A 23,397-nucleotide genomic window follows, 5' to 3' on the forward strand; every position below is an offset into this window, starting at 1 on the left:
TGCCCGTAAAGCTGCTAAGTGAAATCACCGCGCCACAGACTGGCTTGAGTCTCGTGGCGCTTGCGCATGCGGGTTACTGTCCCCAACTCTGCTCGGTCTGCTGCAAGGCGCTGGCGATGGTTTGCAGGTTGTTGTCGGCCAAGGTGTCAGGTAGCGGATCGCTGCCAGAACTGACGTAAAGCTGCGCGTAGGCATTGCGCAGTTCGGCGTATGCCAGATCGCGCTTGAGCTGTGCTTGCAGGCTGTTCAGCTCGCCCTGAATCAGCTCCAGCTCGCCGATGTTCTGCGTTTTGTAGCGGTTACGCAGTTGCTCGGCGATCTGGCTGTCGAGGCTGGCCAGCTCTTCGCTGGTGCGGAATTGGCGCACGGCCTCGTTGTAGTTCGCATTGGCCACATACAGCTGTGCCAGAACCGCCATGGACAGCGCCTGACGCCGGGCCGCTGCGACATCCTCCCCCGCCTCGGCGACTTTGATGGCTGCCGGTGCAGACAATAGGTGGAGCAAATTCCAGGTGATTTTCACCCCGTAATCGGCCCAGCTCTGGTTGGTCAGGTAGGAGTTGCTGTCGTAATGACCGCCTAGAGAGAACTCCAGCCCCGGCAGCATGCGCAGCATGGCCTTACGGGTTTCTGCGGCGCTGATACGGGCTTGGTAATCCTGCTCACGCAGTTCTGGGCGGCTGGCCAGTGCTTGCTGTTCAAGCGCCGCGAAATCGGCCTTGAACTCCGGCACCTCGTAGCGTTCGCCAACCACCAGACTGTAATCCGTATTCAACGGCAGGTTGACCAACGCGGCCAGCTCAGTTTTCGCCAGCGCCAATGTCCGGCGTTGCTCTTCCAGCTGGCGGGTGGCTTCGATCAGGGCGCGTTGATAGCTCAGCACCTGCACCGGGTCGCCAAGACGCTGTGCGGCCATATTCTGGCTATTGTCGCGGGCCGTGTGGATGCGTCCCACCAGCCCGTCGATCTGCTTCAGCAGGCGCTCAGCCGCCACTGCGCGCCAGTAGGCTGAACGCACATCCTGAGTGATGGTGTGAATCACTTTACGCCGGCGTTCTTCGACAATCAGACGCTGATCGGCTTGCTGCTTGGCGCTGACGTAGCTGACCCCAAAATCGAGCACGTTCCAGACCATGGTCAGGTCTGCCACACCACGATCACGGTCTTGCGAGGTGGACGGCTCAAGGGACTGAGTGCCAGTGCGGATGCTTTCACTGCTGGAGGCGCTGACATTGTCACGCCCGGCGTAACCCGCGGCCAACGCCATGCGCGGCAACATATCGAAGCGGGTCAGATCAAGCTGACGCTGTGCCAGCGCCTCTTCCATGATCTTCAGGCGTGCTTCAAGGTTGTACTTAACCGCACGAGCCATGGCCTGATGCAGGGTCAGCGGGCCACTCAGTGGCTCTTGATCCTTGAACATAGTGGCCAGATCAGCACGGGCGCGCTCTTCGCTGACGCTGCGCTCAATGGGCTGACTGGTGACAGCACAACCGCTGATAGCCAAAGCCAGCAGACTGGTAGCGAATAGTTGATAGGTCTTATTCATGAATAGGCCGCCCCCTGGTACGGCCTTGTTGTGTCAGTGTGTGCTGTCGTTTATGCCCGGTTACCGATCTGTGCCGGTTGAGCTAATGCCATAGCCAATTCGCGTACTTGACGCTGGTCAGCCTCGTTAAAGTCGTGCAATTGTTGGCCCAACGTCGGTGCCCCAAACACCCCGCGCAGCCCTTGGTTGATGTCCACCGGACGCCACTGGCTACCGTTGAACACACTCATTTCGCCGACACCCGGCACGTCGCTGCTAAAGATGCTGGCGAAGGTGCTAGTGCCGAACACTCCACCGTCCCCACCGCCAAAGCCCAGCAATCCAGCTGAGTCGCCCAGGCCCGAATGACTGCCGCCAAATACCTGGGCGATGAAGCTCGGCGCGCTGCTGCCGTTGCCGAGGAAGATGATGCCCAGCGGCTGCAAGTCGCCGCCTACCGTACGCACTTCAAACAGCGAAGCTGGAGTCAGAGGCGACGTCCCCCCCACAAACAGCCCTGCTACAACCGGTGGTGTCACGGGCGCAGCAGGCGTTGCGGAGGTAGCCGCAGGAGTAAGCCGGTAATTCAGATCCCCCACATCCTGATCGCGTGTGACTTGCTCAGGCCCTTTCAGGGAGTTCTGCAGGGTGTTGCCGAGCGCATCGCGCACACCACTGCCCGGCGCATTCAGGCTCAGGCTGAGGCTGCCTGAGCCGCGAATATCAGCCACCACGATGCGGTAGGTTTTCCCGTCGATCTGTTGTACTGACTGCACGGTACCGCTGGCATTGCCGGTGGCAGACAGGGAGAAGTCAGGCACATCCACACCGCTGACGGTTTCATCGAAACTGAGGATAAAACTCATGCTGCGCTCAGCCGCTGTAGGGGCTTTCTCCAGCACGAGAGCGGTGGCCAAAGGTGCTTTGGCATCCAGCACAATGCCGCTGGTATCGGCAATTTGGCTCAGGTGCAGATTGGCCTCATTGCCCAGCGCATCACGCAGTGTGCCGCCGTTAACGTCAATCGCCGGGCTCAAGGCAAAGCTTGGCTGCCCCGACATTCCGCTGCTGACAGTAAGGCGGAACACCAACGCAGTACTGCCTGAACCTGACACATAGTCGGCGTAGGCAACTTGGCCGTTGTCCAAGGTAATCGCCAGGCGCGGGGTACCGTTGCCACTGGACACCAGCACGGCTTCGTTGGTATTGACGGTAAAGTCCAGGGTCTGCCCGGCTACATATGTGCCATTGGCCGGTACGCTGACGCTGCTGACCGATGGCGCAACCCGATCAATGCTGTAGCTGCTGCCCGCCAAGCCGCCCACCAGCGGGTTGCCCGCCGCGTCGGTGATACCCGTTGCGCTGGTGTTCAGATCGAGGCGCACCTCACCCTGTCCGCTCAGGCTGTCGACCACGACACGGTAGGTGTAAGCGTTGACCCGCTCCACCGAGGCGATGCGGCCACTGGCCGAGCCGCTGAAGGCCAGCGAGAAGTCGGCGCTGTCGACGCCGGACACACTCTCGTCGAAGGTCACGGTGTAGCGCACCGAAGCACTGTTGGTCGGGCTGAGGTCGACGCAGACGATGTCGCCGACCTGCGGTGCCACGGTGTCGATGACCACGCCGGACGCCACGCCCTGAGTGTTAAGCGCCAGGTTCAAGGCGTTGCCGGCAGCGTCGCGCACGGTCGCGCCGTCGAGGTCGAGCGTACCGCCCAGGCCTATGCCGCCACTGGCGTTGTTGCTCGGCGCGACGGTGTACTCGAACACCAGCGCATTGCTGCCGCTGCCGGACACATAGGTGGCGTAGCGAGTCACGCCGCCGATGTTCAGCGCGATACGCGGAGTGCCGCTGCTGGTGTCGACACTGACCGTTTCGCTGACGTTGATGGTGAAGCGCAGCACGTCGCCGGCGTTGTAGACGCCCGGCGCCGGCAGGCCAACGGTGGTGACGGTCGGGACCACGGCATCGACCAGCACGCCGTCGGTTGCCGAAACACCGTTGAGGGCCAACTGCGCATCGTTGCCGACAGCGTCACGCAAGGTCGCGCCGTTGAGATCGATAGTGCTGCCTAGGGTGATGCCATTTCTGTCCACTTGCCCGCTAGCCACGGTCAGACGGAACACCAGGGCGCTGGTGCTGCTGCCGGAGACGTACTCGGCGTAGGCGATGCCGCCGGTGTCTAGGGTCACGGCAATACGCGGAGTGCCACCGGCGGCGTTGACGCTCACTGCTTCAGTGAAGTTCACGGTGAAGTCCAGGTTCTGGCCGAGGCTGTAGGTGCCATTGGCCGGAATGGCGACGTTGCTGATGGTCGGCACTACGCCATCGATGACAATGTTCTGCTGGCCGGCCAGGGAGCTGGCACTGCCCACGCTCGGCAGGGTCAGGATCGCCCCGAAGCCCTGGGCGCTTTGCAGCACCGCGCCGTTCAGCGACAGCGCCGTGGTGCTGGCGTAATCGAGGTCGGCACTGAGGTCGCCGGCCTGCACGGTATAGCGGAAGGTCAACTGGTTGCTGCCCGAGCCGCTGATATAGACAGCCTGACGGTCGATCACGCCGGTTTCCAGCAACAGCGTCGGGCTGCCGGACGTCAGATCGAGCAGCACGTTGCTGTCGAAGTTGAGCACGATGTCGATCTGGTCGCCGACCTTGTGCGCGCCGTCGCTGCCCGGTGCCGCCACCACGCCGGTGATCTTCGGGTTGAGCGGCGAGATGGTGATCGACAGGGTATCGGTGTCGCTCTGGTTGCCACCGCTGCCGCTGGAGCCTTGGTCGTTGCTCCCGAAGGTGATCGAGCCGGTACCGTTGAAGCCGGCCTGCGGCGTGAAGGTCAGGCCGTTCAGGGCGGCGTTGATGGCCGCCAGGGTGCCGGTGAAGACCATCGCCGTGTCGTTGGTGCCATCGCCGGTGGTGAAGCTCAGACCGACGATCGAGCCCAGGGTCATCTGCCCGTTCACCGAGGTCAGGGACACGAACATGGTATTGCCACCGGCATCCACGTCGCTGATGGTGATCAGGTTGCCGTTGCCGCTGTTGAACACCAGCGAACCGTCTTGCAGCACGGTCTGGGCCGCCGGGATGCTGATGACCGGCGCGTCGTTCACGGCGTTCACGACCAGGCTGACGGTCTTGCTGTCGGTCTGCGCGGAACCGCCGGTGTTGCCGTTGTCGCTGATGGACACGGTCAAGGTGACGGTGCTGGTGCTGTTGAGCGCGGTCTGGAATTTGACGGCGGAGGCGGCGATGAAGGCGTTGATATCGCTCAGCGAACCGGACAGCGACAGCGATCCGGTGCCCGAGCCCAGCACCGTGACCCCGCTGCCGGACGTCGCAGTCAACGTACCGCTGGGCACCGAGAACGTCGCGGTGACCGAGGCGCTGCCAGCATCGACATCGCTGAAGCTGATGGCTGTCAGTGCACCTGGGACATCCTCGACCACGCCGATCGATGCCGGCACTGTCGCCACCGGTGCATCGTTCACCGGGTTGACGGTGAGGGTCATGGTGGTACTGGTGATGCTGACGCTGCCGGTATCGACACTGATGGTCAGGGTCACGTTGGCGGTGGCGTTGGCCGCCGTGGTGTAGCTCAGCTTGTTGCTGGCGATGAAGCTGTTGATGTCAGTGATGGTGCCGGTCAGGATCAGCGCGCTGGACGTACCGCCCACGGTCACGCCGCTGCCGCTGTTGGCCTTGAGCGTGCCCGAGGCGACACTCAGGGTCACGGTGGCATTGCTGGAATCGACATCGCTGATGCTGATCAGGTTGATGACCGAGGCAATGTCCTCGACCACCTGGGTGTTCGACGGCGCCGTGATGATCGGCGAGTCGTTGACCGCGACGATGGTCACGTTGCGGGTCACGGCGTTGGAGTCCAGGCTGCCGTCATTGACCAGGAACGTCACGGTGCGGGTCGCAACGACCGGGGTATCCGAGGTATTGGTAAAGGTCACGGCGCGCAGCGCCGCCTGGAACTGCGCCTGGGTCGCGGTACCACTGGCGGAGGTCAGGGTCAGGGTGCCCAACCCGCTGTCCCAGGAGCCGGTGATATCGCCGTACAGCGCCGCGTCGTTGTTGTTGAAGCCGAGCAAGTCCTGGCCGGTGGCATAGTTGGAAGTCAGCTGCGCCGTGGCATAGGCGATGCCCGGGCCGTCCGTGTCGGTCATGACGAGGGCGCTGTCGACCACCACTGGGGTAGAGGTGACGTTGTTGCCTTCGGTCCAGGTCACGGTACTGCCGGTGCTGCCCAGGCTCGGCGCATCGTTGACCGCGGTCACGGTCACGCTGGCCGTGTCCAGGGCCGTGGAGAACGCGGTGGTGCCGCCGGCAATGGAGGCATCGGCCTTGGTGCCCTGTTGTCCGGCGCTGGCGCCGCTCTGGTCCCAGGCGCGGAAGGTGACGCTGGCACTGGTGCCGTTGCTGCCGTCCGGCACGAAGCGCACGTGATCGCTGGCACGCAGCAGCAGCGCACTGCTCGCCGACACGCTGCCGACGTTGCTCCAGGTGCTGCCGTCGAGGCTGTACTGCCAGGTGCCGTTGCCGCTGTTCAGGCTGGTGATGGCGATGCCTTTCAGGGCGCCGGTATCGACGTCGGTGTAGTTGGCGCCATACAGCGAACCGACTAGGACGCCGATGTTGTTGATCGAGCCGTCGGTCAGGCCTGGCAGGGTCGGCGCGGCAGGGGTGAGCACCGGCGCGTCATTGACAGAAGTGACGGTGAGCGAGGCCGAGGCGGTGCCTGCGGAGAACGCGGTGCTGCCGCCGGAGACACGGGTGTCGGCGGTACGCGGCACGCCACTGGAGGACGCCAGACCACTGGTCTGGTCCCAGGCGCGGAACGTCAGGGTCGCGGTTTCGCCGTTGGCACCGTTGGGGACAAAGCGCACGTACGTGGTTTGCGCCAGCAGCAACGCGGCTCCGTTGGACACCGTGCCGAAGTTGCTCCAGCCGGTGACCCCATTGGTGGAGTACTGCCAAGAGCCGCTGCCGCTGACCGCGGTCACCGCGATACCCTTCTGGGCGCCGGTGTCCAGATCGCCGTAGGTGAGGCCAGCCAGTATCGTGGCTATCGAGGTTCCAGTGGAGATGGTGTCTTCGTCCGTGCCCGTCAGAACGTAAGGCCCACCGCTCAGGGTCGGAGCATCGTTCACCGACACCAGGGTCACCACGCTGGCGATCGACAGCACGCCGATTTCAGTCCCGCCGCTGTCGTGAACGGCCGTCAGGGTGGCGGTGCGTGAAACGCCCTGCGGGCTGTCGCTGTCGTTGCGGTAGGCGATGTTGTTGACGATGGTCTGCGCCAGCGCCGTGGATAGCCCGGCATGGGTGACGGTCACGGTGGCGGTACTGCCGGAGACGGCAACCGACACGCTCAGGCCGTTGGTACCCGTGGTCACCGACGTCAGGTTGGTGAGGTTGACAGTGGTGCCGTCGATGACCAGCTTTTCCAGGCTGCCATCGGCCAGGTTGCTGACCTGCACGATCAGCCCGGTGATGGTCTGCCCCGCTTCGATGGTACTGATGGCGGTGCCGTTGAAGAGCACCGTCGCCGCACCGTTCTCGGTGAAGGTAGGGTTGACGCCGGTGGCGGTCAGGGTCGGTGCGTCGTTGACCGGGGTGATGCCTACGGTGACCGAGGCCGCAGCGCTGGTGGCGCCGATGCCATCGCTGATGATGACCTGCACGGTGCGCGCCGGCGTGGCAATGTCGGCATCGTTGCTGTTGCGGTAGCTCAGGTTGCGCACCAGCGCAGTGACGGCAGTGGCGTCCGCGGCGCCGTTGAGGGTGATCACCAGCGGGCTGCCCGCTGTGCCACCGGTGAAGGTGCCGATCTGGACGCCGCCATAAGAGATGTTGCTGCCAGAGACGCTGATCTGCGTGGGGCCGGTGCCCTCGTTGACAACAAACAGGACGTCTTCAGCGGACACACCGTTGCTGGTAATCGACGCAGTAACGGTGCCCCCGCTGAACAGAGTGGTGTCGGCATCGGTGACGATGGCGTTGCCGCTGGCATCGAGCCGCGTGCCAATGCCGCCTTCGGTATAGCTGACGGTGTCGTCGTTGAGGTTGGCGATTACCGGCGCGGCGTTGGCCGCGGTGGCGAAGTTCAGCGTGGTGTTGTTCTGGATACCCTTGAAGACAATGCCGTCGGTATCGACGAAGGTCTTGGCGTCGGCACGGAGGGTATAGGAAGTGCCAGCGGCCAGGGTGATCGACGGATCGATGGTCCAGGTGGTGCCGGAACCCACGATCTGCGTACTGCCGACCGGGATGGTTTCGACTATCACGTTGTCGGAGGTCCGCACGATGTAGAGATTGCCCGTGCCCTTGGTGACCGACTCGCTGAAGGTCAGCACGATATTGGCGGTCCGGCTGACACCGGTGGCATTGTCGCTCGGGGTGGACGCCGTGACCTCGGGCGGCGAGCCGTTCTGCACATAAAAATTGCCCGAGCTGTAGGTGGTGGCCGAGAAGATATCGAGGTCACCATCGCCGTCGAAGTCGCCGACGCGGTAGTTCGCGCCGGTGTGGTCGACCAGGGGCACGCCCGCCAGGGGCGAGTTCTCGAGGGTCAGGATGGTGAAGGTGCCATCACCATTGCTGCGTGCATATTGGAAGGCAGTACCGTTGGCACCGGTCTGGTAGAGAATGTCGGCGTCGCCATCGCCGTCGAAGTCGCCGACCAGCAGGCGTCCGTTGGCGACGGCCGCGGGGAAGGTGGCAGTGGAGCCGGTACTGAAGCTGCTGCCATTGTTGCGCAGGAAGGTGCCGGTGGCTCCGCTGACCGCGGCCAGGATGTCCAGGTCACCATCGCCGTCGAAATCGGCAACGTAATAGTTGTTGCCCCCGTGGTCCGGGAGTGTCAGCCCGGCGAAAGGCGAAGTCCCCTGAGTCAGAAACGTGAAGTTGCCACCGCCTTCGCTGCGGGCGTAGGCCCAGACGCTGCCATTGGCACCCGTCTGATAAAGGATGTCGGTATCACCATCGTGGTCGAAATCACCCACCGCCATGCGGCCGCCGGCAGCGGGCTGCGGAAAGCTCGCACTGGACTGGCTGCTGAAAACACCATTGTCGTTGCGCAGGAACACCCCGGTGGTGTCGTTCACCCCGACCAGCACATCGATATCACCATCGCCATCGAAATCACCAGCAAAGTAGTTGGAGTTGGTATGGTCCGGCAGCGCTAACCCGGCAAACGGCGATTGCGCCAATGCCAGTTGGGTAAAGGTGCCATTGCCGTCGCTGCGCGAATAAGCCCAGGGGCTGCCATTAGCGCCGGTCTGATAAAGAATGTCGGTATCGCCGTCGCCATCGAAATCGCCAACCGCCACACGACCGGCCGCGCCAATGGTCGAGGAGCCCAGCGGAGCATTTCCGGTACTCCAGGTGGTCACCAGCAGAGCGTCGTAGGCCTCCACCGTCAGGGTGGCCGTTTCGATCACCCCGCTGCTGCGCTCCAGCGTCCAGTTGCCGCCCAGCACCGCGGCCCCGGTATCGTCCGAGGAGGCCGCCACATCGGCGCCGGTGATGCTTGCCAGGTCATCGATAAACCCCTGTCCCTTGCTGCTGTCGCCGACGCGGCAGCCGTAGAGCATCAGGTCGCCGTCAGCCTTGAGCGCGGCACCGACGCTTTCCAGCGCCGCCTGATGCTGGGCCAGGTTGCTTTGCGCCAGCCAGACATTGCCCACCTGCACGGTGCCGTCCGCGCCATGGGACAGCAGGTGGATAGCGTCCAAACCTTCGCGGCCCTTGAGATAGTCGGCCATCTGCTGCAGGCCGTCCTTGCTCGGGTCGAGCACCACGACCTCAGCGTTGCCCGGCAGGCCGGCGATCAGCCCGGCGGCGTTGCCGACCTGGCCGTCGACGAACACCACTTCGTTACGCTGACTGCCATCGGCCCCGGCCTGAGTGGTGTTAGCGGAGCTGCTGTGCTTGGCCGGTTCGGCGCTGGCCTGGATGGCCTCCTGCGCCACCACCGCCACGGACGCATCGAACATGATTCGCGGTTCAAGGGCCATCAGCAGTGGCGCGGCACCAGGGTCGACGGTATGCGGCTGAGCAGCGGACTTACGCGAGAATCGTTCGATGAATTTCATGTTGCAACTCCTGGAGTGCCACCGCCCTGCCCCATGCAGGCAAGGCGGCAAAAAAGTAGCGGCAGCCCATGGGCGCCGCCAGTTGTTGCATGAGGCTTGGGGTGGGTACTCGCCCGGCCACGCAATGACGAGGAGCCCAACATCGGCGTACTGGGCTTGGTAATACCTGTGCGGGTAATGGAGTGGCTGGCTGAAAAAGGCCGCGACTGGCTAAGCGGCTCAGCCACTACGGGAGCGTCCAATGTTCTTGAATTGGCGTACAGGCGTTCGATAAGCGCCATGGCCCCGACACCTAACACCCTCAGTGTGATTAAGGCATTGGGCATAACTGCTCTCATTGAATGATTGTTGTTGGCCGTGGCGTCCAGCTCGCCATAGCAATTATTGTCCGATAATCACTTGTAAAACCATAGTGCCAATTAATATTTAAAACCCACTCTCTCTCACCCCAATCGCCGCCATCCGCCGCCACGCCGCGGCCCACAGTGATTCAGCTTTCCCCCTGAGCACCACCAGGCCACGAACAGGCTGGCTAAGGGGCTGCCCGCTATCGTCGTCAACCACGAACTGCGCGCCGTATTGCGCTTGCAAGGGTTGCGCCCTCTTGTCCACGTCACGGCGAATGGCAATGGGGCCTTGGTTATCCGAAATCAGCGCTTCCTGATCAATAAAGGCCACGCCATTGACGTCCAGGCTGCGCAAGGTAACGGCCAGGGACTGACGCAGCACATCGTCGGCCACAAAGTGCCCTGTGCTGCCAGCTTCGACCCGCCACAAATCTGCCTCAGCCAGATAGCCGTGCAGACGCACGCCAGATTCGGCCACCTGCGCCAGGGCCAGCTCACTGCCCACCCAGCGTCCCGGCCACAGACTGTTCGCCAGGTCGCGCACCACACCGGCGTGGGGCGCACGCAGGGTCAGGCGCTCACGCTGCTGCGCCAGCCCACGGTATTCGGCCACAGCCTCGGCCAGACGCTGTTCGAGAATGCCGCTGTCGGCAGCCGTCTCAGTGCGCCCAGACTGACGCCGTAATTGCAGTTGCAGAATTTCAATCTCGCGCCGACTGATGCTCAGCCGCGCCTCAAGGTCGGGCGACTGCAAATGCAGCAGCACCTGCCCGGCGGCAACCTGCTGGCCGTCACTGACCAGCACTTCGCGCACCCTCGCCGCAGTGGGTGCATGCACGGCGCTGACTTGCGCCGCTTCCAGCAGCGCAGGGACTTCTACGCTGCTGCGCCACGGCACAATCAGCAGTAACAGCAACAACACCAGGCTGCTGCCGAGCGCCAGCACTTTGCCGGGCTGGGCCTGACTACGGTGCTGCCACCAATGCTGCATCTCGCGCCACACCGGCAACCCCAGAAACCACACCAGTTCGACCATCATCAAGAAGATGCCCAGCACCTTGAAGAACAGGTGATAGACCGCCAGCGCGATACCCAGAAACAGCACTGCACGCCACAGCCATGCGGCGTAACTCCACAGCAACAGGCGACGGCGCAACTGGGGTGACCAACGCTCGGGCATCGGCTCGCCATAGCCAAATAGTTTTTCCCGCAGATACCAGCGCCCCAAGGCAAACCCACGGCCTTGCAGATTGTCGACGCCCCACAGGTCACTGAGCAGGAAGTACCCGTCGAAGCGCATCAGGGGATTGACGTTAATTAACAGCGTGGTAATCCACGTGGCACTGGCCAGCATAAAAGCCGCCGTGCGCCCTGCTCCGTCCGGCAACAACGACCAGGCCAGCAAGGCCATGCAGGCCAGCACCAGTTCGGCGAGCATGCCACCGGCGCCAATCAGTAACCGTGTGCGCCGGTCTTGCACCCGCCAGGCATCGCTCACATCGGTGTACAGCATCGGCAGCAGCACCATAAACGCCACTCCCATGCTCGGCACCCGACACCCCGCACGCTTGGCCATATAGGCATGGCCAAATTCATGGGCCAGCTTGGCAAAGCCTAAGGCGATGGCAAAAGCGACGGCCCCACCGAGACTCAGCAGATGCGGGAAGGTAGCGAGAAAGCGCGGCCAGTCGCGCATGACCAGAAACATGCCGAGCAGCAAGACCGTCGGCAAACCAAAGCGCAGCAGATTCAGGCCATAACGTTCCAGCCACGGCCAGGTGCGATTAAGGAAGGCATCCGGTCGCCATAGCGGAATACGAAAGAACAGGTATTTGTGCAGAATCTGAGTCCACAGCCCTTGTCGCTGCGCAGCGGCCTTAGTGGCGTAACTGGCGCGCTGCTCGCTGTCCACCGCACTGACCAGATCGTGGCCCCGTAAAAAGCGCAGCAGTTCCTCTAACGCCTGCTCCTGCACCGGCAAGCCCGGTTCGCCATTGGCCGCTTGCAGCACTCGCTGGGCGTCGCCCAATGCCCAGTGGCGCAGCAGACGCATGGCCGGCGCACCCAGTTTGAAATAGCGTCCGCGCAACGGGTCCGCCAGGGTCCACTGCGGCGCACCATCGAGCCCCGGTGCACCCGGCGACAGTTGCAGATCAGGCCGCAGCGCCGGCAGCGTCACAGGCCCACCGCCTGCCGCAGTGCTGCCAGTGGACGGCGCAGCAGATACAGGGCCACGGGCGCGCGCTCACCAAAGACTTTAGCCGTACCGCGTAAACCAATGCGCGGCGGCGCCTGCGCGAAAGTCGCATCCAAACGATAAGCCAGTTGCCCGGCTGCGCTGCTGTGGGCCTGATAGGCCGCGCGCTCAAGGATGGCGTCATGCCGGTTAAGCGGGTCACTGTCGAGGAACAGCGCCACCTCGGCGCCCTTCTCCAGGCTGATGGCATCGGCCACTGGCAGCTCGATATGTAACTCAGCCTGGAGCGGATCGGCGATCTCCATCAACCGCTCACCGGTGCGCATGGGTTTGCCTACCAAGCGTTGAGCGTCACTGAATACGGCAATACCGTCACGCTCAGCGCGCACTTCACTGCGTGCCAGCAGGTCACGGGCGTAGTCGCGCTCACTGCGTTTTTGCTCAACGCGAGCGGCCAGCAAGTCCAAGCGTGCGCTGGAGTCAGCATCGGAAAATGCCCGCTGCGTATTGGCTTTCAGTTCGGCCTCGGCCACCCCCAGGCTGCGCTGCGCCACATCGGCTTGGGCCTTCAAGGTGGTGGCGTCAAAGCGCACCAAGACTTCACCGGCCTTGACGGTTTGGTTGGGCTTGACCAAAAACTCAGCCACCACACCCTCCAGTGGCGCCGCGACCACCTGGCCGTTGCGCGGCACCACCTCTGCCGGTGCCAGCACCGATTGGCGCACCGGAATCAGCAACAGTAGCGCCAGAGCAGCAGCAAGGGCCCAACGCCGGCGCGCCGACCAGCGCAGCCGCCACGGCTTGCCCGGCTGCAAGGCACGCCAGGCATGGCTATAACAGTCACCCAGCTGCGCCAGTAAGGCCTGCTCGGGCTCCGTCCAGGGGTTGTCGCGGGCCAGCCACAGACCACCGAACACTTCACCTTGCCGGTCTTTCAGCGGCAGCCAAAAGGCATAGGGCGCCGACAGTGCCTGCCAGTCATCGCGACAGGCCTGATCCAGCGTCTCAGGCGCCACCGCTCCCGGCAGGGCAAAACGCTCAGTGTTGGCCAAGCGCGCACAAACGCGCTCAATAAACACCACAAAGGGCGCATTCGGCTCGACCATGCTGATGCCGGTGAGCGCCCGCACCTTACCGGTAATCAGCAGGACTGCGTGGCGATAGCCAAATAGCGCTTGGCTGTCGTTGACCATGCTGAATGCCAACTCCGCCAAAGACGGCGCGCCACGGGCCTGGCGCTCCAGTTTCAGGTAGTGGGCTAGCAGTTGCTCGAGGACCCCGGGCGCCTGAGCGTTCATGGCTGCGCCGCGAATTTAGCTGTGCCGCTCATACCGGCCAACAAGCCCTGGGTATTAGCCGGCACACTGGCGATCAGGAGTAAGGTCTGGCTGCCTTCGTCGATCCGCGCGCCGAGACGCTTGATCACCGCCTCAAAGGGCTGGCCGGTTTCATCTGGGATAAAACTGAAAGTCTGTTCCGGCTGGAGCTTGCCAACCCAGCGCGAGGGCACCAGCAGATGGACTTCCAGTGAGCGGTTATCGACGATCTCCAGCAGCGGCGCGCCGCTGGCCACGCTTTCGTGGGCCTGCACGCGCTTGCTCACCACCTGACCGTCGTACGGCGCCTTGATTTGACAGCGCTGCACCTGCACCTGATACACCTGCGACTCGGCCTGGGCCTGGGCCTGGCGTGCTTGCGCCAGCGCCACTTCAAAGCGCCCCACTGAGTTCAACGCGGCCAATTGCTGCTTGTTTTGCAGCTCTTCGCGGGCCGCCCGCACGGCGGCTGCGGAGGCATTGGCTTGCGCCTGATAGGCCGTGCAATCAAAGCGCACCAGCACCGCATTCTTTTTGAAGGACTCCCCTTCGGCGTAGGCTATCTCGACCACCCGACCGGGCAATTCACTGGCTAATACGGCTTGGGAGCGCGCCCGCAATACGCCGCGAATTTCACTGCTGGGGCTCGCGCCAGCACTGCTCTGCATGTCCCCATCCAGCAGTGGATCGCCCTCATTCGCCGCCAACACCGCACAACTACACAAGGCTAACGCCGCCCACCACACTCGCTGCTTCATCACGCTATGCCTTATGCAGATTGCAATTGTTGTTTTTCGCTAGTGCGGGCCCGCGCTCATCGCGCCGGCTGGCACTCAAGGCAGAGCGCCGCCAAGGCTTGCGCCTAAAACTGCGGGTGCACTCGATGCAGACGCCAGAGCCGCAGAGGGCCCAGGTCAGCACCGCCCTAGAAATTGGCACGATGCTACCAATAAAGCCCTGTAGGCGAAAGCACGCCTAGCCAGCCCATGGCCGGCACAGGCTTGAACAGCTAAGTGCTGGCTTGGCCGTTGCCAGGCTGTGCTAGATGGCTGAGGGATATGCAGCGCGTTTACCGCCGGGGCGAACAAGCGGCATCGCTGAGTGCTGATCGGCCACAGGCTGTGGCCGTAGCCTTTCGCCCCGCATAACGCTAAGTGCCGCTGAGCCCTGTCTGCGGGCATTGAGGCATTGAGACGGTGCATAGGGGCTGGCGGTCTACCTTGCCGCCTCATAGCCTGTCAGCCAGCCCACACCAGCCGCCACGCCCAGGACACAGAAGCTGTTACGCAGGAGCGCGCGGCGACTGCTGGGCTGCTCCAGGCTACGCAATAACGGCTCGCTGGGGCGCCCACGCCATGGCGAGGCTTTGAACTGCTCAAGGCTCGCGAGCAATTGTTCATAGACTTGCCGATGACGGGCCGAGGTGCCCCGCCACTGTTCCAGCGCTGCCTGTTGTGTGGGGCTGAAGTCACCCGATTGAAGCTGCACCAGCCAGGCAATGGCTTGCTCGACGACGGGATCTTGCAATGGCTGCTGACTCACTCGCTCAACCCCAGATAGCAGGCGCGTAAGGCCTGGGTCATCAATTGGTGGATACGCCCCAGCGAGAGGCCCAGGCGTGCACTGATCTGGCTGTAGGTCATGCCGTCTAACTGGCTATGCACGAATACCGCCTTGGCTTGACCGGATAAGCCATCGAGCATGCGGTCGATGCTCAGCAGACTTTCGATCAGAATCAACTGCTCATGGGGCGATGGCTGCACCTGTTCCGGGGCTTCGGCCAATATCTGCAGGTAGGCCCTTTCCAGATCACGGCGGCGCCAGCTTTCGTACATCAGGCGCTGTGCAATGGTCGTCAGTAATGCCCGCGGTTCGCGGATGGCGCTGGGGTCTGGCAACATCCAGACTTTGAGGAAGGTCTCGGCGGCGATGTCCTCGGCACTGTGACTGCAACCGGTGCGATAACACAAACGAGCGCATAGCCATCGGTAGTGCTGCTGAAATATCTGGCCGATAAGGCGGCTCTTAAGCAAAGCATTCGGGTCCATAAGTCCATAATCTCCATGGACTGCACACGCCAACTGATAATTGGTGGTGGGCCTGTAGGTTTGAAGTAGACCTGCATCCAGGCAGGTCCGGCCAGTTTGCCCGAGCGGACAACTTCAAATAAAATAATAAAAAGAATAATTAAACTGCAAATTTTGCATAACACACCACAACTCTTCAGGTGTGCAAGACACCCTGCGGCCCCTACATAGGCGTTGTGCATGGCGTAGCCAGACTGCAAGTGCCGCGTATTTTGGCGGCCTGGAGCAATCTGCAAAGGCTCAGCAAATACCTCTGGGGCGCGGTTGGCGGCAAAGGCCTCGGCGTAGATGAGGCAGCCCAAGGCAATCAGCCTACGGCCCCGATAGATCACAACGGAGTCAGCGCGAAAAGCTTGCGACGGTGCGCCGCGCAATCGACTGCCACAGCGCTTCAAGGGCATTGGGAAATACAGTGCGGTGCTCTTTTATTGCCCCAGGCCAACTTAGCGCTCTGCTTATGCAAGCCCCAGCACGCGCCGCTCAGGGATTGCACCCTAGCCTGTAGCACTGGCGATTCAGATAGGGGCGTCTATCTCCTGAAAACGTTGCTAGATACGCGCACACGAGCGCTGCTGGTCGCCCCCTTATGCAGAGAGTTCTTTGTATCTTCAGCGCTGATTTAGGGCGCGTTGAGCGAAGCTTATAAGTGCAAACAAATCGTCTAGGCACTCAACTAATTGTTCTAACTGAGCAGTGAAAATCCGCCGGCGAAGTTGCTCAAGGTCGTAAACAACATAACGACCCGGAGCAAACTTCCATGCTGGTAAGCACATTCACGCTGGCAACGTTGGCCTGCGCGTTGGCCTTGGTTAGTCAGCAGCGCGCCGCCGAACTGTTGACCCAGATCGCCTTGGCGGCACACGAGCAATTTCTGCGCCGCGTCAGCGCCGTGCTGGATTTCTTCGCGCCACTGCCCGCCCCCAATCTCGCCGCCTCGCAGCTGAAACAGGACGTTCTTCTGCAGCGCGGCTTGCGCACTCAGCCCGAGTTCCTCGCCGAAGCCCGCGCCGGGCTTTAACGCCACACTTTGCCAAGGACCGCCCATGCTTGCTCAGTACCGTACAACCTTACTCGCCAGCCTGCTGCTGGCCGATTCCAGCTGGGCTGCCCAGGCTGCCACTTCCAGCGAACCGCAACTGAGCAAAGTCGTGGTGGTCGGCGCCCGGGTTAACGAGGCCAGCAGCGCCATTGGCGAAGACAAAATCAGCAACACCCTGACCATCTCACACCAAGCCTTGCTCTCAGCACCAGCCGGCACCTCCGGCTTGAAAATGCTCGAAGCACTGCCGGGCTTTAACGTGCAGGTCAACGATGCGCTGGGCTTGTACGAGTTTGGCAACTCGGTGTTCGTGCGCGCCTTCAACTTGCAGCAGATCGGTTTCTCCATCGACGGCGTGCCCTTGGGCCGCACCGACCAGTTTGGCGGCAGCCCGATCTATCGCTACGTCGACAACGAAAACACCGAGCGCGTGACCGCCTCCACCGGCGCCGGCGATGTGACCCAAGACGGCTATGCCTCGCTGGGCCCCTATGTGGACTACCAGACCAGCAACCCTTCGGCCGAGCCCGGTGCCAGCCTGTCCTATACCCTGGGCAGCGACAGCCTGCGGCGCAGCTTCGTGAAGCTGCAAAGCGGCGAGCATCAAGGCCTGTCGGCCTATTTCAGCCGCTCGAAAATCGACGGTGACCTGTGGCGCGGGCCCGGCACCATCGACCGTGAACACTTAGAGGCCAAGGTCCGCTATCGCTTCGGCGAGCGCGATGAAATCTGGCTGCGTGCGGTGCACAACTCGTTCTACGACTACGACTCGCCCTCCGTCAGCCTCGCCCAGTATCACGGCAGCAGCAACGACCCGTTCGGTCGCTCCGGCCGCGACTTCGCTTACCTGGGCAGCCTGCCCGCCTTGCCAGAGAGCGTGCCCGGCGTGCGCTATAGCAACAGCAACTACAACCAATACTACAAACAGGCGGTCAACCAACGGCGTGACACTCTGTACAGCCTGGGCGGCCAGTTTCAGCTTCGCCCTGATCTGCTCAACTACACCACCCTCTACTACGAGGCCAAGAAAGGTTTTGGCGTATCTCCCGAGGCCTACTCCACCTCCCTGAGCCTGCATAACGCCGAAAGCAATGTGCCCGGCCTGTACGACCCCAAAGGCTTGCAGTACGGCCTTTCCGCCCTCAGTGGCCATCGCTTTGGTGGGCGTACCGGGCTGCAATGGCTAGTTGGCGCACATCAGATCGATAGCGGTTTGTGGGCTGAAACCGATGTGTTCAATCGCCAGCAAGGGCGCTACAACCTGAGCGATGGCAGCCCCACCGGCGAACGCTTACTGAATGAGCCAGTGCACCTGCAAGGCGACTTCAGCTCAACGCGCAACTCCCTGCAATACCACCTCAAAGACACTTGGTCGCTGCTGGATGATCGTCTGCTTCTGCAAGCCGGCTTTAAGAGCCTGCACTTGGAATACCGCATCGAGGGCTATCGCAATGCCGGTGACTACATCAACAACCGCCAGCCGCGCCTCTCTACGCAGTGGAACGATGCCTTCCTGCCCCAGGCGGGGCTGGTCTACAACCTCACCGATGACACCCAGGTATTTGCCTCCTACTCGGAGAACATGGCCCTGCCCCGTGGCGCCGACGATATCTTCCGCACCGCCAGCCCCAGCGCGCCACCACCTAAAGCTGAGCGCGCCAAAAACTACGAAGTGGGCTATCGCATCAACCGCCCGAGCTTTAACGCTTCGTGGGCGCTGTACCGCACCGATTTCGACAACCGTCTGCAGTCCTTCGCCTCACCGGTGCCGGGCAGCAGTCAAGTGGAAACCTACTACCAGAACGTCGGTAAGGTGCAGGCCTATGGCACCGAGTTAAGCGGGCAATGGAAGCTGCCGATCCTGGCCGAAAAAGTGGTGCTGAACGGCAACCTCACCTACAACAAATCCACCTTCCGCAACGATGCCGGCGGCCTGTCGATCAGCGGCAATGATGTGCCCGACAGCCCACGCTGGCTGGCCCAGGCCGGGCTCACCTATGAGGTGACACCATGGGCCGTGGTGAATTTCTCCGGGCGCTATATCGGCGAGCGTTACAGCAACTTCACCAACAGCGAATCCGTCCCCGGTTACACCCTGTACAACGCCTACCTGGACCTCAGTGGTGAGCGCCTGCCTTACACGGCGCTACGAAAATTCAAACTGCGCTTCAACGTCGACAACCTCTTCGACAAAGACTACCTCGGCTACATCCTCACCAGCACCAGCGGCCCCGCCGTGTTCCGTCCGGGCTCGCCGCGCACCTTTCAAACCACTCTGAGCATGGACTTATAAATATGCATAAGTACCTGATGCTGCTGGCCGTTCTGCCGCTATTAGCCAGCGCCGAGAGCAGTGTTAGCCCAGCCGCTTTGGCCTTGCACCAGCGCCTGTTGGTGCTCGACAGCCACCTCGATACGCCACTGAGCCTGACCCGCCCCGGCTGGGATATTCTTGAGCGTCATGACTATCGCCAGGATGGCAGCCAGGTCGACTTGCCCCGCATGCGTGAAGGCGGCCTGGACGGTGGCTTCTTCGCCATCTACACACCGCAAGGGCCACGCACCGAAGAAGGCCGCGCTTACGCCAGCGCTTATGGCTTAGCCACCCTCACCCGCATCCGCGACGTGATTGAACGCAACCCGGAAAGCTTCGCCCTGGCCCTGAACGCCGACGACGCCCGGCGTATCGCCGCTCAAGGTAAACGCGTGGTGTTTATCAGCATGGAAAACGCCGAGCCACTTAGCTCCGCCCCCGAGCTGCTCAATACCTACTATCGCCAAGGTCTGCGCATGCTCGGCCTGGTGCACTTTATGAATAACGAGTTGGCCGACTCCGCCACGGCACTCCCCGAGTGGCATGGTCTGAGCCCCAAAGGTCGTGAGCTGGTGCAGCAGGCCAATCGCCTGGGGATACTGCTCGACGTGTCCCACGCCAGCGATGCGGTATTCGACCAAGTGCTGGCGTTATCCAGCGCGCCCATTATTGCCTCGCACTCCAGCAGCCGCGCCGTCAACAACCATCCACGCAACCTCGACGATGCCCGCGTGCGTCAATTGGCGGCCAAAGGCGGTGTCATTCAGGTCAACGCCTACAGCGATTACCTGATCCCCCTCAGCACCAATCTGGAACGCAACAAAGCCATGGCCCAACTCGGCGCGCGCTTCCACAACCTCGCGGCCTTAAGCCCCGAGCAGACCCAGCAGCTTTACCAGGAGCGCGACAGCATCAACCAACGCTTCGCCCAACCGCAGGCCAGCCTCGATGTGTTTATGCAGCATCTGCTGCACCTGTTAGAAGTGGCCGGTACTGAACATGTCGGCATCGGCGCCGACTGGGATGGCGGTGGCGGCGTCAGCGGCCTGGAGGATGTCAGCCGACTCCCCGTGATAACCCAACGCCTGCTGGACGCCGGCTATAGCGAAGAGCAGATAGGTAATATCTGGAGCGGCAACTTGCTGCGGGTGTTGCAAGAAGCACAAGCGGCGGCCCGCTAAACATGATCAAGCAACCACAAGCTTGCGCCGATGATTTAATGCACAAAACAGCCTTGCTAGTGGGCTCAAGCGGCATACTCTGGCCCATCCGTTACAAGACAGATTCGCAACTTTTACACTGAGTTTTATACGTCAGCAGCAACTATCAACGCGGCATTCAGCGATTAATAGATGCAAACCCACAGGTGATCCCAAAGAGGAAATCACAGGGCAAAATAACAGGCATATTAATTATTATTTAAGAATATTTATAAAAATATCAGACAGCCAAGCCTCACAAAGCCAAAGCACAGCATAAAATTATATTTACAGGCCCTAAACAGCGTACTACTGCAAAATACTCCACAGCCTTACCAGCAATACCACTTACCAATCCTGCCAATCAATCAAATCGTGAAGGCGAATTAAAGAACAAGACGAAAAATCCAGCATCTATAAATACAAAAGTGGTCACAAACAAACAATCAAGCGGAACAGCCGTACAAAAACAACACACTCATTCAACCAATAAGTTCCAAATAACTATCTGACTAAAAGTTTGTTTCCCCAAGCAATAAACCAGTAAAAAACAAAGTTCACAAACATGAGGCCAAGCAATTTAAACAAATCAACCACTATTGTATCTGTAAAATCTTCGTAAAATTTTTCGAGTAAAGAAAATCCCTAGCCAGTCACAAGCGAACCTATCGCCACAATCCCACGCCCCTCTTTCGTGGTCGCCACGAACATAAATCAATTAGGCCCCAACTGTAACGGCCACTATTTTGATTGTACTTTTGAACATCAATAATATGTAAATCAATTACTCAGTCAGACAATAATGGCGCTATAAGATCAAGCAACCCTCAAAGAAATACAGCCATGCTGGCAGTGGCAATTTGGCGCCACTGTCATTCCAGCCGCTCAACTGAACTCTTCCATAATGAAGCCAATAAAGGCTTTGAGCTTGAATGGCATATGCGAACTTTTGCGGTACACCAGATGCATTGCCCGCGACGGTACCTGATAACCCGGCAACAACTCCACCAAGCGCCCGTCGGCCAGGTGATCGCTGACCATCAGCTCTGGAAGCAAGGCGATCCCATACCCACTCAGCACCATGATGCAAACCCCCTGGGCATCATTGACCTGCATCCTAGCCGGGACCGAAACCTTAGTGAACTCGGCGTCTATACGTAAAAACTCCCAGGTGTTCTGCAAGCTGTTCCAGGTCGTTTTGTGCTCGTCAAAATACGTCGCAATGCATTCGTGGATGACCAAATCCTCCGGTTTTTCCGGTACGCCATTTTTCTCCAGGTAGGCTGGGGCCGCGCATAAAACCAACTTGTAAGGCCGCAGTGGGCGGGCCACCAAACATGAATCAGTCAGTGCCCCCAAACGCACAGCGGCATCGAAGCGGTTATCAGAGAAATCGACCAGCTCATCACTGATCGAGACATCGACTCTGATCTTTGGCAGAGCCTGATAAAACTTATCGAGCAGTGGCAGAAAGGCAAATATGCCAAAGGTCCGCGGCATGGAGATGTTCAAAACCCCTTCGGGGTTCTCAACAACATGAGAGGCAGCCTCTTCACTCTCACGCAACAGATCAAAAATATTGCGACAGGTTTTGTAGTAACAAGCGCCAAAGTCGGTAATGGATATCTTCCGTGTTGTGCGCAACAGCAGTACCGCACCGAGCTCCCCTTCTAAATACTTGATGTAATTACTGACCATCGCGACCGACATGTTGAGTTTCTGAGCAGCTCTGGTGAGGCTAGCACTATCAACAACCTGCACAAATACCTGCAGCGCCCTAAGTTTATCCATAACCTCAAACACTCCGTATTACACTGAACTCAACACAGCAATTTGCAGATGCGTTCCGTGTTCACCGGGCAAGATTTTCTATCCCCGACAGATCGCACATCTGCTCGATGCTGAGGGATTTTTCTTGCACAATGACTACTCTGAGCAACACCACGCCTCACTAATACCACTCTTCAGCCGATGTAAAAAGTGTTTTCAATCATTAGTGCTTTATCTGGCGCGCCGAAGGTAAGACGCTCTACTCCCATGTTGCGGACTAATCGACGGGGATAATGCATGAAGGTTGTCTATGAAAACTGGAAAGGCATAGTACGCGAGCGAAACATCGAGGTGGACTTCCTTCACTTCGGCAGTACCGAACACCACACCACACCACAGTGGCTTTTGCGATGCAAAGACCTTGAAACTAACCAAGTACATGACTTTTCTTTGATAAAGATTAAAGAAATGGATGCTGCACAACTTAGCTTCAGGAGTAAGACATGAAACTTGTAAAACTCGGCTCACAAGGTCTGAAGGTTTCCAGGCTCGGTTTAGGTTGTATGGGGATGAGCCAATGGTATGGCGAACCCGATGATGTGGAATCCACCCGCACCCTGCTGCAGGCCATCGACCTTGGGGTGAATTTCTTCGACAGCGCCGAGGCCTACGGCCCCTTCACCAATGAAACGCTGATTGGCAAGGCGCTCAAAGGGGTTCGCGACAAAGCGGTGATTGCCACCAAGTTCGGATTTGACCTGCGCGATGGCAAGATCGTTGGGGTCAATAGCCGTCCCGAGCACATTGTTGATGTGGTCAACGCGAGCTTGAAGCGGCTGGACACCGATTACCTTGACGTTCTCTATCAGCACCGGATCGACCCAAGCATCCCGATCGAAGAAGTGGTGGGCGTCATGGGCCAACTGGTCCAGGCCGGCAAAGTCAAATACCTGGGCCTGTGCGAAGTCGGGGTCAACACCATCGAGCGCGCGCACAAGGTTCATCCGCTGTCGGTGGTGCAAAGCGAGTACTCGTTGTGGGAGCGCAACATCGAGCAGGATGTACTGCCAACCTTGCGCCAACTCGGTATCGGCCTGGTCTCCTTCTGCCCGCTCGGGCGAGGCTTTCTCACCGGCACGGTGGAGCGAGCGGAACATTATCCCGACACCGATTTCCGCGCCCAGGACCCGCGCCTGCAAGGCCAGAATTATGACAACAACATGTCGATCACTAAACAGATTCTCGCTCTGGCCAATAAAATTGGCATCAGCCCATCACAACTGGCCATCGGTTGGATCTTGGCCCAGGGCGACGACATAGTGCCCATCCCTGGCACCAAACGGCGCAAGTACCTTGAGCAAAACTGCGCCGCGACCGGCATTGAGCTCTCGCCAGAAACGCTCCGCGAACTCGTGCAAATCACCAGTGACCTCCCCGCCTCTGGGCCTCGCTACAACGAAAGAATGATGGCCTTCGTCGATCGTTGAGCACACCCATGCCT

Annotated in this window: 12 protein-coding genes; 4 read left to right on the top strand and 8 right to left on the bottom strand. The window is 60.6% G+C overall.

The features are described from left to right. Positions 1-73 precede the first annotated feature (73 nt). From NTD81_RS08955 to NTD81_RS08985, 7 genes are all read right to left on the bottom strand, one after another. On the bottom strand, positions 74-1,549 hold the full coding sequence (locus NTD81_RS08955; protein WP_262181771.1) for a TolC family protein: 1,476 nt from the start codon (positions 1,547-1,549) through the stop codon (positions 74-76). Between the two features lie 50 nt (positions 1,550-1,599). Then, entirely contained in the window at positions 1,600-9,627 is an 8,028-nt protein-coding gene (locus NTD81_RS08960) for a DUF4347 domain-containing protein (protein ID WP_262181772.1), read from the bottom strand. 426 nt (positions 9,628-10,053) lie between these two features. Beyond that, positions 10,054-12,153, bottom strand: a complete 2,100-nt coding sequence (locus tag NTD81_RS08965; protein WP_262181773.1) for an HlyD family efflux transporter periplasmic adaptor subunit — start codon at positions 12,151-12,153, stop codon at positions 10,054-10,056. After that, positions 12,150-13,469 (bottom strand): efflux RND transporter periplasmic adaptor subunit, encoded by a 1,320-nt coding sequence (locus NTD81_RS08970; protein ID WP_262181774.1) that lies wholly within the window; start codon positions 13,467-13,469, stop codon positions 12,150-12,152. Before NTD81_RS08970 ends, NTD81_RS08965 begins: the two co-directional genes overlap by 4 nt. After that, entirely contained in the window at positions 13,466-14,245 is a 780-nt protein-coding gene (locus NTD81_RS08975) for an efflux RND transporter periplasmic adaptor subunit (protein WP_262181775.1), read from the bottom strand. Before NTD81_RS08975 ends, NTD81_RS08970 begins: the two co-directional genes overlap by 4 nt. Before the next feature lie 457 nt (positions 14,246-14,702). Continuing rightward, a complete protein-coding gene (locus NTD81_RS08980) occupies positions 14,703-15,029 on the bottom strand; it encodes a DUF4880 domain-containing protein (RefSeq protein WP_262181776.1) in 327 nt (108 codons plus the stop codon). Then, on the bottom strand, positions 15,026-15,535 hold the full coding sequence (locus NTD81_RS08985) for a sigma-70 family RNA polymerase sigma factor (RefSeq protein WP_262181777.1): 510 nt from the start codon (positions 15,533-15,535) through the stop codon (positions 15,026-15,028). The genes NTD81_RS08980 and NTD81_RS08985 overlap by 4 nt, the downstream gene beginning before the upstream one ends. 796 nt (positions 15,536-16,331) lie before the next feature. On the opposite strand from NTD81_RS08985, the gene NTD81_RS08990 reads away from it, so the two are divergent. From NTD81_RS08990 to NTD81_RS09000, 3 genes are read left to right on the top strand one after another with little or no spacing between them, the layout of a single operon-like run. Further along, complete coding sequence (locus NTD81_RS08990; RefSeq protein WP_262181779.1) at positions 16,332-16,592, top strand: hypothetical protein; 261 nt, start codon at positions 16,332-16,334, stop codon at positions 16,590-16,592. Positions 16,593-16,617: 25 nt separating this feature from the next. Further along, positions 16,618-18,906 carry a TonB-dependent receptor gene (locus NTD81_RS08995; RefSeq protein ID WP_262181780.1) on the top strand — a complete coding sequence of 763 codons (2,289 nt, stop codon included), beginning with the start codon at positions 16,618-16,620 and terminating at the stop codon, positions 18,904-18,906. Positions 18,907-18,908: 2 nt separating this feature from the next. Continuing rightward, positions 18,909-20,108 (top strand): dipeptidase, encoded by a 1,200-nt coding sequence (locus NTD81_RS09000; RefSeq protein ID WP_262181782.1) that lies wholly within the window; start codon positions 18,909-18,911, stop codon positions 20,106-20,108. A 903-nt stretch (positions 20,109-21,011) separates the two neighbouring features. Here NTD81_RS09000 and NTD81_RS09005 read toward each other — a convergent pair. Next, on the bottom strand, positions 21,012-21,917 hold the full coding sequence (locus NTD81_RS09005; RefSeq protein ID WP_262181783.1) for a LysR family transcriptional regulator: 906 nt from the start codon (positions 21,915-21,917) through the stop codon (positions 21,012-21,014). Between the two features lie 482 nt (positions 21,918-22,399). On the opposite strand from NTD81_RS09005, the gene NTD81_RS09010 reads away from it, so the two are divergent. Further along, the gene (locus NTD81_RS09010; RefSeq protein WP_262181784.1) at positions 22,400-23,383 is read left to right on the top strand and encodes an aldo/keto reductase; all 984 of its coding nucleotides are present in this window, start codon (positions 22,400-22,402) and stop codon (positions 23,381-23,383) included. Positions 23,384-23,397 lie beyond the last annotated feature (14 nt).

Source organism: Pseudomonas sp. 5P_3.1_Bac2 (genome assembly GCF_025465995.1).
In the GTDB taxonomy this organism is placed as follows: Bacteria; Pseudomonadota; Gammaproteobacteria; order Pseudomonadales; family Pseudomonadaceae; genus Aquipseudomonas.

Coding starts and splice junctions, on each gene's coding strand:
- NTD81_RS08985 (WP_262181777.1), bottom strand. CDS start 15,535: ATGGACCCGAATGCTTTGCTTAAGAGCCGCCTTATCGGCCAGATATTT.
- NTD81_RS08975 (WP_262181775.1), bottom strand. CDS start 14,245: ATGAAGCAGCGAGTGTGGTGGGCGGCGTTAGCCTTGTGTAGTTGTGCG.
- NTD81_RS08955 (WP_262181771.1), bottom strand. CDS start 1,549: ATGAATAAGACCTATCAACTATTCGCTACCAGTCTGCTGGCTTTGGCT.
- NTD81_RS08995 (WP_262181780.1), top strand. CDS start 16,618: ATGCTTGCTCAGTACCGTACAACCTTACTCGCCAGCCTGCTGCTGGCC.
- NTD81_RS08990 (WP_262181779.1), top strand. CDS start 16,332: ATGCTGGTAAGCACATTCACGCTGGCAACGTTGGCCTGCGCGTTGGCC.
- NTD81_RS09005 (WP_262181783.1), bottom strand. CDS start 21,917: ATGGATAAACTTAGGGCGCTGCAGGTATTTGTGCAGGTTGTTGATAGT.
- NTD81_RS09010 (WP_262181784.1), top strand. CDS start 22,400: ATGAAACTTGTAAAACTCGGCTCACAAGGTCTGAAGGTTTCCAGGCTC.
- NTD81_RS08970 (WP_262181774.1), bottom strand. CDS start 13,469: ATGAACGCTCAGGCGCCCGGGGTCCTCGAGCAACTGCTAGCCCACTAC.
- NTD81_RS09000 (WP_262181782.1), top strand. CDS start 18,909: ATGCATAAGTACCTGATGCTGCTGGCCGTTCTGCCGCTATTAGCCAGC.
- NTD81_RS08960 (WP_262181772.1), bottom strand. CDS start 9,627: ATGAAATTCATCGAACGATTCTCGCGTAAGTCCGCTGCTCAGCCGCAT.